Source organism: Bacillus sp. AFS002410 (assembly GCF_002556365.1).
GTDB lineage: Bacteria > Bacillota > Bacilli > Bacillales > Bacillaceae_G > Gottfriedia.
In genome coordinates, this window is record NZ_NUEU01000022.1 from 128,683 (window position 1) to 147,108 (window position 18,426).

General features: G+C 35.4%; 16 protein-coding genes and 1 riboswitch. Of the genes, 13 read left to right on the top strand and 3 right to left on the bottom strand.

The features are described 5' to 3' along the window. Positions 1-15: 15 nt before the first annotated feature. Positions 16-2,256 (bottom strand): MMPL family transporter, encoded by a 2,241-nt coding sequence (locus CN692_RS14635; RefSeq protein ID WP_098119904.1) that lies wholly within the window; start codon positions 2,254-2,256, stop codon positions 16-18. Between the two features lie 118 nt (positions 2,257-2,374). Here CN692_RS14635 and CN692_RS14640 point away from each other — a divergent pair, with 118 nt between their 5' ends. Beyond that, positions 2,375-2,998, top strand: a complete 624-nt coding sequence (locus CN692_RS14640) for a TetR/AcrR family transcriptional regulator (RefSeq protein ID WP_098119905.1) — start codon at positions 2,375-2,377, stop codon at positions 2,996-2,998. 575 nt (positions 2,999-3,573) lie between these two features. Next, on the top strand, positions 3,574-4,113 hold the full coding sequence (locus CN692_RS14645; RefSeq protein ID WP_098119906.1) for a DUF2179 domain-containing protein: 540 nt from the start codon (positions 3,574-3,576) through the stop codon (positions 4,111-4,113). A gap of 72 nt (positions 4,114-4,185) precedes the next feature. Here CN692_RS14645 and CN692_RS14650 read toward each other — a convergent pair whose 3' ends face one another. After that, positions 4,186-5,226, bottom strand: coding sequence for a YeiH family protein (locus CN692_RS14650; RefSeq protein WP_373605039.1), 1,041 nt, complete (start codon positions 5,224-5,226; stop codon positions 4,186-4,188). 358 nt (positions 5,227-5,584) lie between these two features. Here CN692_RS14650 and CN692_RS14655 point away from each other — a divergent pair, with 358 nt between their 5' ends. The 5 genes from CN692_RS14655 (at position 5,585) to CN692_RS14675 (ending at position 11,710) form a co-directional block, all read left to right on the top strand. Beyond that, positions 5,585-7,099 carry a long-chain-fatty-acid--CoA ligase gene (locus tag CN692_RS14655; RefSeq protein ID WP_098119908.1) on the top strand — a complete coding sequence of 505 codons (1,515 nt, stop codon included), beginning with the start codon at positions 5,585-5,587 and terminating at the stop codon, positions 7,097-7,099. A 32-nt stretch (positions 7,100-7,131) separates the two neighbouring features. After that, positions 7,132-8,187: a TauD/TfdA family dioxygenase gene (locus CN692_RS14660; RefSeq protein ID WP_098119909.1), complete on the top strand. Its 1,056-nt coding sequence runs from the start codon at positions 7,132-7,134 to the stop codon at positions 8,185-8,187. A 79-nt stretch (positions 8,188-8,266) separates the two neighbouring features. Further along, entirely contained in the window at positions 8,267-9,547 is a 1,281-nt protein-coding gene (locus CN692_RS14665) for an MFS transporter (protein WP_098119910.1), read from the top strand. 93 nt (positions 9,548-9,640) lie between these two features. Next, positions 9,641-10,639 (top strand): TauD/TfdA family dioxygenase, encoded by a 999-nt coding sequence (locus CN692_RS14670; protein ID WP_098119911.1) that lies wholly within the window; start codon positions 9,641-9,643, stop codon positions 10,637-10,639. Between the two features lie 126 nt (positions 10,640-10,765). Continuing rightward, a complete protein-coding gene (locus tag CN692_RS14675; RefSeq protein WP_098119912.1) occupies positions 10,766-11,710 on the top strand; it encodes an alpha/beta hydrolase in 945 nt (314 codons plus the stop codon). Positions 11,711-11,761: 51 nt separating this feature from the next. Here the strand turns inward: CN692_RS14675 and CN692_RS14680 are convergent, their stop codons facing one another. Continuing rightward, on the bottom strand, positions 11,762-12,535 hold the full coding sequence (locus CN692_RS14680; RefSeq protein ID WP_098119913.1) for an SDR family NAD(P)-dependent oxidoreductase: 774 nt from the start codon (positions 12,533-12,535) through the stop codon (positions 11,762-11,764). Between the two features lie 418 nt (positions 12,536-12,953). Here CN692_RS14680 and CN692_RS14685 point away from each other — a divergent pair, with 418 nt between their 5' ends. The 6 genes from CN692_RS14685 to mmuM all read left to right on the top strand — a co-directional run bounded on the left by CN692_RS14685 (position 12,954) and on the right by mmuM (position 18,250). Continuing rightward, positions 12,954-14,240, top strand: a complete 1,287-nt coding sequence (locus CN692_RS14685) for an MFS transporter (protein ID WP_098119914.1) — start codon at positions 12,954-12,956, stop codon at positions 14,238-14,240. Positions 14,241-14,273: 33 nt separating this feature from the next. Continuing rightward, positions 14,274-14,459: a hypothetical protein gene (locus CN692_RS14690; RefSeq protein ID WP_098119915.1), complete on the top strand. Its 186-nt coding sequence runs from the start codon at positions 14,274-14,276 to the stop codon at positions 14,457-14,459. A gap of 222 nt (positions 14,460-14,681) precedes the next feature. After that, complete coding sequence (locus CN692_RS14695) at positions 14,682-14,939, top strand: hypothetical protein (RefSeq protein ID WP_098119916.1); 258 nt, start codon at positions 14,682-14,684, stop codon at positions 14,937-14,939. Positions 14,940-15,148: 209 nt separating this feature from the next. Continuing rightward, a complete protein-coding gene (locus CN692_RS14700; RefSeq protein WP_098119917.1) occupies positions 15,149-15,532 on the top strand; it encodes a DUF5412 family protein in 384 nt (127 codons plus the stop codon). A 190-nt stretch (positions 15,533-15,722) separates the two neighbouring features. After that, a riboswitch (SAM riboswitch) is annotated at positions 15,723-15,829 on the top strand. Between the two features lie 83 nt (positions 15,830-15,912). Then, positions 15,913-17,322: an S-methylmethionine permease gene (mmuP, locus tag CN692_RS14705; protein WP_098119918.1), complete on the top strand. Its 1,410-nt coding sequence runs from the start codon at positions 15,913-15,915 to the stop codon at positions 17,320-17,322. Continuing rightward, positions 17,297-18,250 carry a homocysteine S-methyltransferase gene (gene mmuM, locus CN692_RS14710; RefSeq protein ID WP_098119919.1) on the top strand — a complete coding sequence of 318 codons (954 nt, stop codon included), beginning with the start codon at positions 17,297-17,299 and terminating at the stop codon, positions 18,248-18,250. Before mmuP ends, mmuM begins: the two co-directional genes overlap by 26 nt. Positions 18,251-18,426 lie beyond the last annotated feature (176 nt).

Consider the following 18,426-nt stretch of genomic DNA (forward strand, 5'->3'; position numbering starts at 1 on the left):
TGGTGTTTTTATACTTTATTTTTCCATTTGAATTTCTTGATTTGTTTCATAATCCTTTTTCGAAAGTTCGCCTGGCCAATATGCAAATCTACCTAAAACTGTAGTGATTGCTGGAACTAAAAGTGGACGAACGATAAATGTATCAATTAGGACGCCAACGCAAGTAACGATACCAAATTGGACTAATACTTGAATTGGGAGTGTTGCTAAAACTAGGAATGTACCAGCTAAGATTAAACCAGCTGATGAAATAACAGCCCCAGTTTTTGCGACTCCATTTGAAACGGCATCGCGATGGGTTTGTTTCTTTTTATTTTTCCAAATTTCAGAGACCATGAATATATTGTAATCTTCACCTAGGGCTACTAAAAATACAAATGAATATAAAGGAATCGAACCTTGTATTGCACTAGCTCCAAGACCGTAGTGAAGAATTAGCCAACCAGCACCTAATGCTGAAAGATATGATAGTATGACTGTTACTATTAGGTAAATCATTGCTGTAACGGATCGTAAATAAGTTAACAACAATAATGCAATTAATCCAATCATGACCGGAATAATCACAGATTGATCTCGTTCAGTTGTATTTTTTGTATCTAAATTCGTTACTGTTTCCCCACCAATCCAATAATGCTTATTTACTTTTTGGATATCGTACTTGTTCAATAGATTTTTAATCTTCTTCTCAAGTTGAGGGATTCTCTCTAAACCTTTAATCGAATAAGGATTATCGACTAATGAAATTTCATATAATTGTAAGCTTTTATGATTTTTACCTGCAATCGGTGCAGAAACTTCTTTTACGAATGAAAGTGATTCTAATTCTTTTTTAACAGGAATATCTTTATTTTCTGTATCAATAATTACTTTAACAGGTGCCAATAAACCTGATGAATAATGGTCTGATATTAAATCAAAACCTTCCCTTGAAGGCATATCTTTAGGAAATGATTGAAGTAGGTCATATGTGTATTGTACTCGAGGCACAAATAGAGCTAGACCTCCTAAAAGAATGGTAGAGGCTAGAATTATTGTCCAAGGTTTATGAGTAACTAGTTTTCCTATTTTTTGATTAAATGTTATTTTGGTTTGCTCTTTTTTTATTGATTTTCCTTTTTTCTTAGCTCTTATTGCTTCCATTTCCTGTGTTCTAGGAATAAAAGGGAAAAATGAAACTCTACCAAATATAGAAAGTAAGGCAGGTAGGATTGTGATTGCAGCGATACCCATAATAAGAACTGCCAAACTAAATGGAACGGCGAAACGATGGAACGCACCATAATGAGCAAATAAGAGTGTACCTAACCCAATAACGACCGTTAAAGCACTCATCGAAATGGCCCCACTAGATTCTTTGATCGCGAGTTGCAGTGCCTTATATTTATTTTCTTCATATAGTAAACATTCACGATATCTAGATATTAAAAATAAACAATAATCAGTACCTGCACCGAATAATAATACTGTCATGATCGAAACGGCTTGTGAATCAACTGTAATAATACCTTTTTCACCTAAAACACCTAATAAAGGGTTTACGATTCCGTATGCGAAACCAACTACTATTAACGGCACAATTGCCATAATTGGTGAACGATATAAAAGGATTAAGAAAACTAATACAAGTGATACAGTAGATAATAAAAGTTTAACATCGGCTTGTGAAAATAAACTGACAGCGTCTGTTTGAATACCTACTGGACCGGAAAAGCGAACTTTTAGACCAGATTCTGATAATTTTCGTTTAACTGGGTCATCACCCGTATTATTTTTAATTAACTTTTCTATTTTGTTGATATTTTTTTGTAGTACTTGATCATCAGCTTTTTTATCAAAAAGAACAGCTGTAATGATTGTAGTACCATCCTCAGAAGAACTGCGTTTAATTGCCTCGGTAGGCATCAAATCATATGACGGTGATGTTAATTGTTTTTTCAATGGATTGTTTCGAAGCTCTTTATAAACATTTTGAATGGCATTGAAATCTTCTCCATTTAGACCGTCTTTACGATTCCAAACAATTAATAAAGGGTTTCCAGAATCAGTTGGAAACTCTTTCTTAATTAACTGCTCTGCTTTTTGGGACATGGATTGCTTAGATAAGTTATCTGCTGCATTATTTTCTACGTCATTTACAAATGGAAAAGTAAATGATAATACAACCGTTAATAAAACCCACACCAACAATGTTACCCATCTTGTACGTTTACTACCAACAAATTTGCCCCATGAATGAAAGGGGTGATGTTTCATATGGAATTCACCTCTCGTAAAATTGATTACCATAATTATATATACTGGTCAGTTAATTATTCAAGAACTTTTAATATGATATAATGAAAAGGAATTAAAAGGTTAGGAGAGAAGCATATTGGAACAAATGAAACGTCCCCTCGGTAGACCGCCACAGGATTCTAAAAAAAAGCCTACAAAAGCAATAATCGTTGAAAATGCAATCCAATTGTTTCTTCAAAACGGATATCAATTAGTTTCAATGGATGACGTAGCTAAGAAGTGTGGTGTGACCAAAGCAACGGTTTATTATTATTATCCAACAAAAGCAGATCTCTTTACGGATGCAATGGTTCAAATGATGCTTCGAATAAGCGACCGAATTGCTGAGATTTTATCAACGGAAAAGTCTTTAAAAGAAAATCTCCACGAAATGGTTAAAGTCCATTTAAGAGCAACCTTTGAAATTGATTTAAAAACTTTTACGAAGGAAGCGAAAGTTTCTTTATCAGATGAACAATTACAACAGATGAATAACGCTGAAGAAACGATGTATAATGTGATCGAAAAAGCAATGACAACTGCAATTGAGAACGGAGAAATACCTAAAGGGAATCCAAAGTTCTATACTCAATTGTTCTTTGCAATACTATCGATTGGAAATTACAAAGACACAGATCAAAAGTCAATCTTTTCGACAATAGATGAAATGGCCGAACAAATCATAGATTTCTTTTGGAATGGAATAATGGGTAAAAAATAAAAGTTAGAAAACCCGCTGGGAATTACGATTCCTGGCGGGTTTTTTTATTGGTTTGAAGATGATTTTAAGCGAAATTACTGAAGGGCGAATCAGTATTGAAGATTTACGAGCCAGTTGTAGTTAAATATTAACGAGTATTCGCATATTTCAACGAATTTCAGCAATATATCAACGTGTAATAGCAATATATCAACGGAGTTCAGCGATATATCAACGAGCATTAGCAATATATCAACGGGTTTCAGCGATATATCAACGAGTATCAGCAATATATCAACGGAGTTCACAACTTTATCAACAATGTTCAAAATTTGTTCGCATAATTCAATATTTTAATCTTTAGAATGTCCTTAAAGAAAAGCAGGAATTTAATTGAACAGGTTGAATTACATACTACAACTGGTAAATAATACAAAAAACAATTTAAAAATGTAGTTGCATTGTGCATTTATTAATCCGTCATTTCTACTAGGCTTTCACTTTGATCAACCAGCAAAAATGTTTAAAAGTTAGGCTTAGGGTCAATGATTTACATAAATTTGCTTTCCAGAAATTTGAACTTTGAGGTGTCAACATTGAAAGATATTTTACTAATTTTATTATTGCAATTGATTTATGTTCCTGTCTTAACTTTGAGAACTATTTTCCTTGTAAAAGGATTGAGTGTGTCTGCTGCGCTTTTTGGTTTTTTAGAAGCTATTATTTATGTATTTGGATTATCACTTGTGTTTTCTGGAGATCAAAGTACATTATCAATGATTGTTTATGCGGTTGGATTTGGAATAGGTATTCTAATTGGAAGTTATGTAGAAAATCGCTTAGCGATTGGTTATACAACATTAGTAGTCAATTTAACGAATAAAAATAAATTGCTTATTAACCGACTTCGCGAGGAAGGATTCGGAGTGACGGTTTTCCAAGGTGAAGGAAGAGACAGTGAGAGGTATCACTTAGATATATTGACAAAGCGAAATAGAGAACCTGAACTTATGGATCTTATTGAGCATTATGAACCGAGTGCCTTTATTATTTCATATGAAGCGAGAAGATTTAAAGGTGGATTTTTATTAAACGCAATGAAGAAAGCAAAACATAAGAAATCGAATGTATTATAGCCACTAGTTAAATAAAAAATCAGAGAAACTGCCGTAGAGTTTCTCTGATTTTTTTGATTTAAAGGGTAGTTGTTAAATAATAATATATGTTACAAATGATAGAAGAATTGATGTAATGATTATGGCGATCAGAGGGCGTAATGATTTTGTACGTAATTCTTTAAGGTTAATATTTAATCCTAAGCCAGTCATAGACATTGTTAAGATAAATGATGTAAAAGCAGCAATATCTGACATAGATTTATTTGATATTGGTACTTCCTTACCAAGAACATAACTCCCTACAAAACTCATGATGACAAATCCAATTAAAAACCATGGGAACTCCAGTTTTGCTTCTCCGTCTAATTTTCCTTTCTTTTTCATCCAGAATAAAAGGATAAAACAAACCGGAATTAATAGAAAAACACGTGCAAGTTTGGCAAGAAGTGCATGAGCAAGAGCATCTTGACCCGCAGGAGCAGCTGCTAAAGCAACATGAGCAATCTCGTGCAGACTGATTCCGGCCCAAGCACCATATTCAGTTGGGCTAATTGGTAATAATGGGTAGATTAAAGTATAGATGATTGAAAAAATTGTTCCAACTAATGCGATTATACCGACAGCCATCGCGGTGTCTTCATCTTTTGATTTAATGATTGGTGATATGGCAGCGACTGCAGCTGCACCACAAATTCCTGTACCAATACTTAATAATAAAGACAGATTAAGATCTGCTTTAAGCCATTTCGCAATAATCATAAGGACAACGATTGAAAATATGATTGTTCCGGCACCTCTTAGTAATAAAGGCAATCCATCATTAAAGATCACTACCATGTTCAACTTCAATCCGTACAGAATGATGGCAAATCTTAAAAGCCTTTTTGAAGAAAATTGAATACCAGCTCGTAATTTTTCAGGATATCCAAAAAATTGTCTATAAACTAGAGCAAGCAAAATGGCACATGCTAGTGGTCCTACATGATCGAATCCTGGTAACCTTGCCAATAGAAAACCTACAGAGGCTATGATGAATGTAAAAGTGATTCCGTATATCATAGAAACATTTAACTGTTTAGTAGGTTTTTTTTGTTGATTAGGTTTAGCAGCAATGAGTACTTTTTGCTCCATTGTGTTCATCTCCTTGTGGGGTTCTTTATATTTATACTATCGAATCATCTACGATAAGGAAAATAAATTATTATTATAGTTATGATAAGTAAAAACGATAGTAAGTAAGTTTATAAATGCGAAAAGCAAGGTATGTTTAGTTAGCCTATTGTTATTTTTATTGGTGTTTTATAAACGTTGAGTTGATACTCGCATTGATACATGATTTTCATATTAGTTAGATTTACATACAAATTAAAATCTTTAATTTTATTTCATTTTTATTTATGAGTATACTAAGCGTAGTAATATTTTTAATATTCAAAATAATTAATTTATAAAACGCTTTTATACGATTGAAAGGAGGGTAATTCACTTAATGCCTAATAACTTATATGAAAATCTAGAAGGTAGCGCTATTAATTTTCCAGAGCGTATCGCTTATCTGTATGGTGATCAGTATGCCACCTATAAGGAATTAAATGAGATGGTTAACAAATTAGCTGAAGGTTTGACTGCACAAGGAATAAGTAAGGGAGATGGAGTTGCTCTTTTATTAGGAAATACGCCAGAATTCCTCATTGCATACTATGGCATTTTACGAATAGGTGCATTTGTTGTACCAATTAATCCTTTGTTTACCCAAGATGAAATCAGCTACATATTAGAAAATAGTCAAGCTAAAGCCGTTATTGCACATGGCTCTGTAGAGGAGAAGTTATCAAAAGTAAAGAAACAGCTGAATAATCTTAAGCTAGTTGTTTACACCGAGGCTGAGAAACAAGATTGGACATGGAAGCAACTTATGGAAACGAGCACAAATGAAAGTGTAAGTCCGTCTGTTGATCAAGAAGACCTAGCAGTAATTTTGTACACATCTGGTACCACAGGCAAACCAAAGGGTGCGATGTTAACGCACCGAAATTTAGCATCAAATGCAGATTCCATTTCAAAATTGCTCGAACTTGATCATAGTGACAGGGTTGTAGCTGTTCTTCCAATGTTTCATGTTTTCTGTATGACAGTGTGCTTAAATGCACCAATTGCCTGCGGAGCAGCCATAGTCATTCAGCCAAAGTTTAGCCCAGGTGATGTGGTTAATACAATTCGAGAAAGAAAAGCAACGGTGTTTGCAGGAGTACCTACGATGTACAACTTTATGAATCAATTACCAAATGCTACGTCTGAGGATTTTATATCAATTCGAGTTTGTATTTCAGGTGGTGCCTCAATTCCTATTGAGCTGTTACATAATTTTGAAAACAAGTTTAAGGTTTCAATTTTAGAAGGATATGGACTTTCGGAAACAGCACCTCTTGTGTCGATTAATCCTTTAAAGGGAACTAGGAAACCAGGATCGATTGGCCTGAATATTCCTGCTGTAACAAGCAAGGTTGTCGATCAGTTTGGTGAAGAATTACCAAGAGGTGAAGTCGGAGAACTAATTGTTCAAGGACCAAATGTCATGAAGGGATATTTAGGAATGCCCGAAGCTACATCACTAGCTTTTAAAGATGGTTGGTTTTACACCGGTGATCTCGCAACAATGGATGAAGAAGGTTATATCTATATTGTTGATCGCAAGAAGGACATGATTATCGTTGGTGGATACAATATATACCCGCGTGAAGTGGAAGAAGTTCTATATCAACATCCCGCAGTTGTAGAGGCGGCTGTTGTTGGAATACCAAATGAAGAATACGGAGAAAGTGTAAAGGCTTTCGTTGTAATTAAGGATGAACAGTATACCGAAGCTGACATTATTCAATTTTGTAAAGTTAGGCTAGTAAAATACAAGATCCCAAGCTATGTAGAATTTTTTAAAGAGCTGCCAAAGAATTCAACAGGGAAGATTCTTCGCAGAGAGTTAAGGGAATTGACTGAAGTTAAGTAAGAAAATAATAGTTCACTAAGGGAGGATTACTTATGTCAACAATATTAAAAGAAAAGGTTAAAGGCTCAGTAGCATGGAAAGGAACAGACCTAGCAAAGGATGAATCATGGATTTATTATTTAACCGAAGAAACAATTGTTGAGCTTGAAAATGCGCTAGCACATGTAAAGAAAAAGGGGCTAAATGCGCCAAATTTTAACAAAGAGGACTTTCCAATTACGAATCTAATAGATGAAATCGATTATTTTGTTGAAGAACTTGAGAATGGAAGAGGATTTCTATTAATTCGCGGGTTACCAATTGAAAGGTATACAGATGAAGAAGCAAGCATCATTTACTGGGGTCTTGGTCTACACATGGGCACTCCAGTTTCGCAAAATGCTAATGGTGATCTTTTAGGAAATGTTAGGGATCAAGGTCTTAGTTTAGAAAATTCCAATGTACGTGGCTACCAAACGAAGCTACATCTTCCTTTTCATGCTGACGGCTCTGACGTTGTTGGTTTGTTAAGTCTTCGAAAAGGGAAATCCGGCGGATACAGTAGCATTATAAGCTCAATGGCAGTTTACAATGAAATTTTAGAGAAGAACCCTGAATATTTAGGAATTCTTTGTCGTCCATTTAACTTTGATCGTCGCGGAGAGGAAGCTCCAGGAGAATCACCAGTCTTTACATCACCAATCTTTAGTTTCTATGATGGGAAATTAAGTTGCCGTTACGTTCGTTTATTTATTGAATCAGCACAAGCAAAAACGGGTATCCAACTATCCAAAGTTGAAATTGAAGCATTAGATTTACTGGATTCTCTTCTACATGATGACAATCTACATTTTAATATGATGCTAGAGCGTGGTGATATGCAATTCGTAAATAATTATACGGTTCTTCACTCACGTACTCAATACGAAGATTACGAGGAACTAGATCAAAAACGTCATTTATTAAGACTATGGTTAACGATGCCGAATGGACGTGAAATCTCTCCAGACTTTGCGATGTTTATTGATGAAAACACAGGAAAATCAGGGCGTGGTGGTGTACCCGCTCGTAATAAAACAGCTGGTGGTATTGTTGAAACATTAAAGTAATTTTAGTGGTAATAATTGTGAACACCTTTTCTGTTATTGAAAGGGTGTTCCTTAAATAGGAAAAGTGAGGATCTATTTAATGTCAAAAACTCCAAAATACGCCTGGATTATCTTATTATTTCTAGTTCTTTCCGGCATGATCAACCAAGTTGATAAAATTATCATTGGATTGGTTTCCGTACCTATCATGAAAGAGTTGCATTTAAGTCCGACGCAATGGGGAGTAGTAGGAAGTTCATTCTTTTGGTTCTTCACTTTCTCTTCAATCATACTCGGAGGAATGGCAGACACGAAAAATACGAAAAAAATGTTAACGTGGTTGTCATTGGTTTGGTTAATTGTACAATTTGCTACGCCTTTTGCCTCTAGTTTGACGTTGCTATTGTTAACAAGGATATTTTTGGGGATAGGTGAAGGACCGGCACCAGCTCTTTCTACAGCTATTATGGGAAAATGGTTTCCTAAACATAGACATGGTATTGGCTTTGGAGCTGTTCTCTTAGGTACGACTGGAGGTTCGGCAATTGCTTCACCACTTTTAATATCTTTAATCGATAAACATGGTTGGAAATCAGCATTTCTAGCGATGGGTGTACTTGGACTGATTGTGCTAGTTTTCTGGTTAATTTTAGGTAAAGAAAATCCTGAATCAGCTGTCCATTCAGCAGAGATTCATTCAACTAGCCTACCAAAGGTTTCAATGCGTCAGTTTCTTCCACATCTTCTTTCTAAAAATTTTGTATTGACCGTTTTATGCGGAGGTTGTGCATATTGGTTATTGTCTGTTCAAGCAGTATGGTTTCCAGCTTATTTTACAAAAATCCAGCAATTTAACGGTCAGACATTAAAACTAGCTATATCACTACCATTTCTTTTTGCAGCCTTTTGCCAAATAGGATTCGCATTGCTATCAGATCAGCTTTACCGCAAAACAGGAAATATTCGAAAAGCCAGAACGAATCTTGCTGGTCTTATGATGGTGTTATCCGCTTTATGCTTATATTTAGCGATTACGGTGAAATCAGCTACTATGTCGATACTCTTCTTTACCCTTGCACCTGGCTTTGCGTATGTCATTTTATCACTTGCACCTGCTATATTAATGGAGTTTTTTTCTCCGCAAAACATTGGAAAGGCACAAGGAGCATTTATTGCTCTTTCCAGTACAACAAGTATTATTGCTCCTTTAGTCTTTGGCTACTTGATTCAACACGCAGTAACTCAGTCAATAGGATATCAATATGCTTTTCAAGTATCTTCTCTAGGGATGCTGATTATCGGGATAGTATTTTGGCTAGGAGTAGGTCCGACAAATCGAAGACAGGCAATAAATGAATCAGGTGAACAAATGAGTAGTTAGTGATTATCCGGAAGTTTACGAAGTTGAAAATAATATTTTAATAAAATGGAAGTTATTAAATTAGTACTATTCAATTTTAAAGGAGGAACTTTGATGACAACTATCTTAAATGAAAAGATTCAGGGACGATCAGCGTGGAAAGGTATCGAACTTGCTAAAGATGATTCATGGATTTATTTTTTAACCGACAAAACGATTGCTACTCTTGAGAAGGCCGTATTACAAGTTCAACAAAGAGGCCTAAAAGCACCAGATTTTAAAAAGGAAGATTTTCCAATTCCTGAATTAGTTGATGAGGTGAAGTACTTTGTTGATGAGTTAGAGAATGGGAGAGGGTTTTTATTAATTCGTGGGTTGCCAATGGACCGTTATACAGACGAAGAAGCGAGTATCATTTATTGGGGACTTGGACTACATTTAGGACTACCGATTATCCAAAGTAAAAGCGGGGAGCTTCTAGGTCATATTAAAAATGTAGGTAAAGATTTTAACGATAACACAAAAGTGCGTGGCTACCAAACGAATGTGCATCTTGATTATCATACAGATCTTGCTGATGTCGTTGGATTACTATGCCTCCGCAAAGCAAAAGCTGGTGGTCTAAGCAGTATCGCAAGTGCAATGTCCATTTATAATGAAATTTTGGAGAAGCATCCAGAGTATTTGGAAATTCTATATCGTTCATTTGCCCATGACCTTCGTGGAGAAGAAACGGCTGGACAATCTCCAGTAGTTCATTCACCAATCTTTAGCTATTACGATCGTAAATTAAGCTGCAGATATATTCGTCAATATGTTCAATCAGCTCAATTGAAAACAGGTATTCATTTAACAGAAGAGGAAATCAAGGCATTTGATTTTATCGATTCGCTTACTCATGATAAAAACTTCCATATTGATATGATGATGGAACCAGGTGACATGCAATTTGTAAATAATTATACTGTTTTTCATTCACGTACTCATTTTGAAGATTACGAAGAAGACCATAAAAAACGCTACTTATTAAGGCTATGGTTAATGATGCCAAATGGACGAAAAATTGCACCGGATTTCGAATTTTATATTGGTGGAGCACCTATAAGAAGATAAACAATTTGGTGATTTTATTCAAAGGTTTAGTCGTGAATAAAATCACCATTTTCTAATTCTTACGGTTTTCGATACGCGAAAAAATCTGGAATAACTGTTAAATAAAAAATGTGAGGATGATGTTCTTTGGTAAATTTAGATCCACAAGCAGAGTTGTTTTTACAGGGAATCAAAAAGATGCCAGCTATTCATGAGATGGAACCTAAGATTGTAAGAGAAATGCTATCAAATTTACCACGCCCTCTTATAGAACTAGCACCGCTTTTTAAGGTAGAGGATTTGATGGTGCCAGTAAGCGGGAATGAAGAAATAAAGTGTAGAGTATATATACCAGAAGGACAAGGCCCTTTTCCAATATTTATATACTATCATGGTGGAGGATGGGTTCTTGGCGATATTGATACAACCGATGCTAGCTGCCGATTAATTGCTAATCGAACGGGAAGTATTGTAGTATCCGTTAACTATCGTCTTGCGCCTGAGTATAAATTCCCGACGGCAGTAGAAGACGCATATACAGCATTAAAATGGTTTTATGAAAAAGGGACTTCCTTTAACGGAGATGTCTCTAAATTGATTGTTGGAGGGGATAGTGTAGGGGGGAATCTTGCGACGGTTGTGACGATGATTGCAAGAGACAGAAAAGGTCCCAACATTACTGCGCAGGTTTTAATTTATCCTCCGACGAATCTTGAGTTCAATACAGAATCACATCAAAAGTTTGCAAAAGGATTTGGTTTAGATAGAGAACAGCTAATATGGTTTCGAAATCATTATTTAAAGAATGAAGAAGACAGTAGTAATGAGTATGCCTCTCCTTTGACTGCAAGTGATTTAAGTGGACTTCCACAGGCGTTAATCATTACTGCGGAAAATGATGTACTCCGTGACGAAGGAATGGCTTATGCTAGACGACTGAGAGAATTTGATGTGCATGTTGAATATGCTTGTGAAACGGGAATGATCCACGGCTATTTTGCCCATATGGCTATTTTTCCTAACAACATAGAATCAACTGTTTCTAAAATAAATCATTTCTTAAGTACTGCAAATTATTCGCTAGAGTACTAAAAAAACGAGCCTCGTGGAAGTAAGAGGCTCGTTTCTTATGTATAAACTTTTTTAGAAATAAACTGTATTTCCAATGCCGCCAGTTACCGGGATTACTTCACCAGTAATTGATGCAGATAATGGAGAGGCAAGGAAGGTAACCACGTTAGCGATTTCCTCTGATGTAATTAAGCGTCCAAGAGAATTAAGAGCTTCTACTTGTTTTATAGCTTCTTTACTGGAGACACGGTCTCTAAAAGCTTCTGTATCAACAACCCCTGGGTAAATAGCATTCACATTAATTCCGTGTTTTCCTAATTCCATTGACGCAGATTTAGTTAAATGAACGACAGATGCATTACGTGGTCCAGAACTAAAGTAGTTACCACCAATTCTAGCAGCTAGTCCACTAATATTAATAATCCGTCCCCATTTATTTTCAATCATATAAGGAGCGACAGCGCGGATACAGCGGAAGTAGCCCATATATTTTTCTTCAAAATCTTTTAAAATAAGTTCTTCTTTAATACTATTAAAATCCTCAGGCTCATGTCCACCAACTCTGGCACCACTATTAATTAATATATCGATGCTTCCCATTACTTCTACTGATTTTTCTACTAGATTGATAATAGAGTCTGGATCTGTAGTGTCAGCGACGATTGGATAAATCGTTTGATTTGTTTCCTGGGTAAGCTCCTCTGCTGTAATTCTTAATGTGGATTCATTTCTTGAACATATTGTGCAATCTACGCCCTCTAGAGCTAGTTGGCGTGCAACAGCTTTCCCAATACCACGGCTACCGCCAACAATAAGTGCCTTTTTTCCCGATAATTTTAAGTCCATTGTTTAGCCTCCAGTTCTCATTCACTAGTAATAATCTAAAAGATTTACTTTAGTTTCTACTTTAATTCTACCTATAAATAATATTTATATAAAATTAAAGATTTTAATTTGTAGTTTAATTGTGCTAATATACAAGTTGGATTTTAAATTTTTCATCGAGAAGTATTATTCCGTATATTAGTAGTATTGACATGTAAGTTAAAAAGTTTAATTTTATTTAACTGAAAATTATGAATATAATGAATATAATAAATGTCGCAATCTATTTTAAAGCTATTAAAAAGAAAAAGGGAGGATGGTCAACACGGTAGATTATTAATGGAGAAAATGATGCTATATTATGTAAGCGCTTTATTACATGACGAGTTGTCTAGTAAAAGATGTTCAAACATTAAGTAGGTGAGAAAGGAAGATCTATTTGAACACACCAAAATATTCTTGGATTATTTTATTAATTCTAGTTGCTTCGGGTATGGTTAACCAAGTTGATAAAATTATCATTGGTTTAGTTTCCGTACCTGTAATGAAAGAATTACATTTAAATCCATCCCAATGGGGTGTGGTTGGAAGTTCATTTTTTTGGTTTTTTACGATATCATCTTTTGTTCTTGGTGGCTTAGCTGATTCGAGAAATACGAAAAAAATGTTTACTTGGATTATGCTTGTATGGTTAGTTGTTCAATTTACAACACCTTTAGTATCAAGCGTTTCTCTATTAATGTTCTCAAGAATGGTTTTAGGAGCAGGAGAAGGTCCAGCTATTTCTATTTCAACTTCAATAATAGGTAAATGGTTTCCAAAACATCGACATGGTATTGGTTTTGGTGCAGTTTTATTTGGTGCAACAATCGGACCGGCAATCGCTTCTCCAATACTAATCTCCTTAATCAATAAACATGGTTGGAGAGCTGCTTTTGTAGCGATGGGTACGGTAGGGTTTATTGTTCTACTTTTATGGATGTTTTTCGGAAAGGAAAGTCCAAAAGATATTGGGATGCCTACATATGAACAACAGGATCAAAACACAGTAATCCCTAACAAAGTTTCATGGAAGCAGTTTTTTCCACATATTTTCTCTAAAAATTTTATGTTTACGGTAATTTGTGCAGGATGTGCTTATTGGCTATTGTCTGTGCAATCGGTTTGGTTTCCAGCATATTTTTCAAAAATTCAACATTTTGAAGGCAAAACATTAAAATTGGCAGTATCTTTACCATTCCTCTTTGCTGCTATTTGTCAAATTGGAGTTGCCCTAATTTCCGATCGTATTTATCGCAAAACAGGAGATATTCGCAGGAGCAGAATAAATCTTGCAGGTAGTTCAATGGTTTTATCAGGTATTTGTTTATACATTGGAAGTATCGCGGATTCAAGTGGTATTGCCATTTTTTGCTTCATCCTTGCACCGGGCTTTGCGATTGTGATTTTATCGCTCGCACCAGCAATGCTTATGGAGTTCTTTTCTCCTAAAAATATCGGGAAAGCACAAGGGACGTATGTTGCTCTATCAAGTTCAACAAGTATTATTGCCCCAGTAATATTCGGCAACTTTATAGAAAAGTCTGCATCCGAGGCAATTGGGTATGGATATGGGTTCCTAATAACCGCATTAGTTATGTTTGTTTTTGGATTATTATTTTGGATTACAGTACGCCCAGCGAAACAAACTAATGCTACTGTAAATATCGGTGAACAAGTCATTTAATCATAAACATAATTTAATTGAGGAGGAAAATACATGTGCAAATTTAAAAAAGACATTGATGGGATCGATTGTTGTGTAGAATGTAATGAAGAATTATCCATTATGGAGCGAAATCGCAGTAATTGTTGGAGTTGTCAAGATAAGGTAACCGAAACATACTCAGACGATCATATAGAAATGGAGGATAAAGTAAGAACTGCAAAACAGATTAATTTTTGAAAATAAAAGGATATAGTTTTTAAGAGGACCCTACTACCCTATTAAAAACAATATGAAAGAGAAGCTCTGCATTCAATTTGAATGTAGATGCTTCTCTTTTTTTAATTTGCCTCTGTTTAAGTGGATGATTTTCTTATTCAAGTACATGGAAGTTTATGGAACAGGGATTTCAGTAAATCATGCCGAATAATATCTAGTAAATTAATACTTAAGGAGAAAAAAATGAAAAAGATTATCAAATATGTAGTATTATCACCCATAATTTTTTATTTACTTTTAATACTTTTAGTAAAATGTGGATTTGACGAGTATAATGCATTTGGTTTTACACTTTCAATATTTTTAGGTGCTATTATTGGTCTATTAGTAATGATTTATAAAAGACTTTCAAAAGATACACTAGAAACTGATAAAGTAAAAGCTGCTTATGATCATTACCGGAAAGAAAAAGGAGTTAAAAATCAACTAGAGGAAATTTAATGAACTCTTATACGACTAACACAATGCTTTAGTTGAACAACGTGATCGATGATATTGTCGGTCTTTTTTTATTGTACAAAATGGCAGTTTAGATAGATGAAAGAGGCTTAGAAATATAGTTAAATAATCTGCAAAAAGAAGGGAAAATTTTCCTCTAGATAGAAATGAATATACTTAGATATCAATTTTTATAGGGAGAATTTTAAATTATGATTAAACGAAAAGTAGTCATATACACTATTATTGTAATTTCTGTATGCATTAGTGCTTTTTATTTTTTAAATTCTAATCAGACAAACTCAATTACAGTATTGGAGGATGTCAATGTTAAAAACCTTGATATAATTAAACAAATTGAATCTCCTGACAAGAAACATAAACTAACGATTTATTTAAATGGCGGAGTATTTATGAAGTCAGATTATAGTTATATTGGTCAGTTGAGTTCTAAAGACAAGAAGGAAAAAGAAAGATTTATATTGTGGTTACCAGGTGAACCTTTTAGTATTCAATGGATCAATAATAAAGAAATATTAGTGAATCAGAACCAAATTAATATCAACAGTGAAACCTATGATTTCAGAAATATGTAAAGTCTTATTGAGCTAACGCAGTGCATTAGTTCAATAACAATCGGCTGCTTCGGCGGCCGTTTTTTATTCAACAAAATGGCAGATTAGTTGCATAAGATATGATAATAAGTTAATAATTAATAATTTTTTTAAAAAACAGAATTATCTTGACAATTATCGAATGGATTGATATGGTTATAAAAAAAAATATTTCTTATCCAGAGAGGTGGAGGGACTGGCCCTTTGAAGCCTCAGCAACAGGTCTACTTAAGTAGACACTGTGCTAATTCCAGCGGGTGATAACCTGATAGATGAGAGCTTTCGTTTTTATTTGTCAGTAGCGCACTCTTTTTTAGAGTGCGTTTTTGTTTTTTCTGGATAGTAACTAAAGGAGAGTAGGAATGGGGAACAAAAATGGGCAAGAATTTCAAAGGAACATGCAAGCACGTCATTTAGTCATGCTATCACTTGGTGGGGTGATTGGAACTGGCTTATTCTTAAGCTCGGGCTACACTATTCAACAAGCTGGCCCGTTTGGAACAATACTATCCTATCTGATTGGTGCGCTAGTGGTTTATCTAGTTATGCTATGTTTAGGAGAGCTTTCCGTACATATGCCTGAAACTGGCTCATTTCACAGTTATGCAGTTAAATACATTGGACCGGCTACAGGGTATACAGTAGCCTGGTTGTATTGGTTAACTTGGACTGTTGCTTTAGGTTCTGAATTTACAGCCGCAGGATTACTTATGAAGCGATGGTTTCCATCGATTAATGTTTGGATATGGAGTGCTATTTTTGCCATTTTGATCTTTGTATTAAATGTCATGACTGTTAAATTTTTCGCCGAATCCGAATTTTGGTTTTCATCGATAAAGGTTATAGCTATTGTGATTTTTATTGTTTTAGGAGCAGCGGCAATGCTAGGGTTTCTTCCGATGAGTCATTCAAAAGCAGCACCATTATTTTCTAATTTTACAAGTGGAGGTTTATTTCCTCATGGTGCTACGGGCATTATAATGACCATGCTTGCGGTTAATTTTGCTTTTTCGGGAACAGAATTAATAGGCATTGCAGCTGGAGAAACCGCGAACCCGGAAAAAATGATACCGAAGGCCATTCGAACTACTCTGTGGAGATTGATCATCTTTTTTGTAGGAACGATTTTTGTTTTATCTGCGTTATTGCCTATTTCCGATGCTGGTGTATTAGAGAGCCCTTTTGTTGCAGTTCTAGAACGAATTGGGGTGCCATATTCAGCTGACATAATGAATTTCGTTATCTTAACAGCTATTTTATCTGCGGCAAACTCAGGCCTTTATGCCTCTTCTAGAATGCTTTGGTCACTTGCTAATAAGAATACGATATCTCCGATTTTTGGAAAAATGACGAAGCAAGGTGTTCCAATTAACGCCGTCATTTTCAGCATGGTGGGTGGGGCTTTGGCTTTGCTCTCAAGTATTGTGGCACCAGATACTGTCTATATCGTACTTGTTTCCATTTCCGGTCTAGCAGTAGTTGTAGTTTGGATGAGTATTAGTGCTTCCCAGTTCCTATTTCGCAGACAATTTTTGAAAGAAGGAAATTCTGAAAAGGACTTGATTTATCGCACACCACTGTATCCATTAGTACCAATTGCTTCTTTTATCCTTTGTCTGGCATCGTGTATTGGAATTGCATTCGATCCAACACAGAGAATTGCCTTATATTGCGGCATACCGTTTATTTTGTTTTGCTATGGAAGTTATTATCTAACAAAAAATTTAAAAAAGAGGGGCGTAGATTATGTCGAACAAAGTCAATCCAATTGATGCTATTTTATCCCAACATTCCATTATGCTTCTTGACGGAGCATTAGCTACAGAATTGGAGGCGCATGGATGTAATTTGGACGATCCCCTTTGGTCGGCACGTGTGTTACTAGAAAATCCGGAACTTATTTATCAGGTTCATTCGGACTATTTTCGTGCTGGTGCGGACTGTGCCATAACAGCAAGCTATCAAGCTACTATTAGTGGTTTTTCCGCGCGTGGAATACAAGAACAGGAAGCTTTGGAATTAATTAAGAAAACGGTGTTACTTGCAAGAAGGGCAAGAGATGATTTTTGGAAGGAAAATAAGCAAACGAATAGGCCTAAACCATTGGTTGTTGCATCGGTTGGGCCGTACGGGGCTTACCTTGCAGATGGTTCAGAGTATGTAGGCAACTATGGTGTGACAGATAAAACATTAGCAGACTTTCACCGTTCGAGAATGTCAGCGTTAATTGAAGCAGGTGCAGATCTATTGGCATTTGAAACGATCCCTTCCTTGCAAGAAGCAAGAGTATTAGATACATTATTACGTGAGTATCCAGAAACATATGCGTGGCTTTCCTTTTCGTTAAAAAATGAGAAAGAGATTAGTGAAGGTATGAAACTCGTAGAGTGTGCACGAGTTTTTGAGAAAAGTGAACAAATTGTAGCGATAGGCATCAATTGTGCGCCAGTAACCGTTGTGACTGGTGCAATACAAGAGTTGAGGGCAAACACCAAAAAACCGATTATTGTTTATCCAAACTCTGGTGAAACTTATAATCCAGAAACAAAAACATGGAATGGTCATGAACAATGTAATGTGTTGGATATTCAATCTGAAGAATGGTACCAAGCAGGTGCACGTTTAATAGGTGGATGCTGCAGAACGACACCTTATCATATTGAGGAGATATCGAACAAGTGGCGTTCTTCCGAGTATTGAACCAATTGAAGGTGAAGCGTAATTAAAGATAACAAAGAGGTTAATTTAGTTATTCAAAAAATAGTTCATATTTCTGAAAGTTATTGAACTAACGCATGCTTGTGCGGCCGAGCCTAGGTCGTATCATATAACGGGTGGGATTCCCGTCGAGTAAAAAACTAGCCATTCACTCGTAG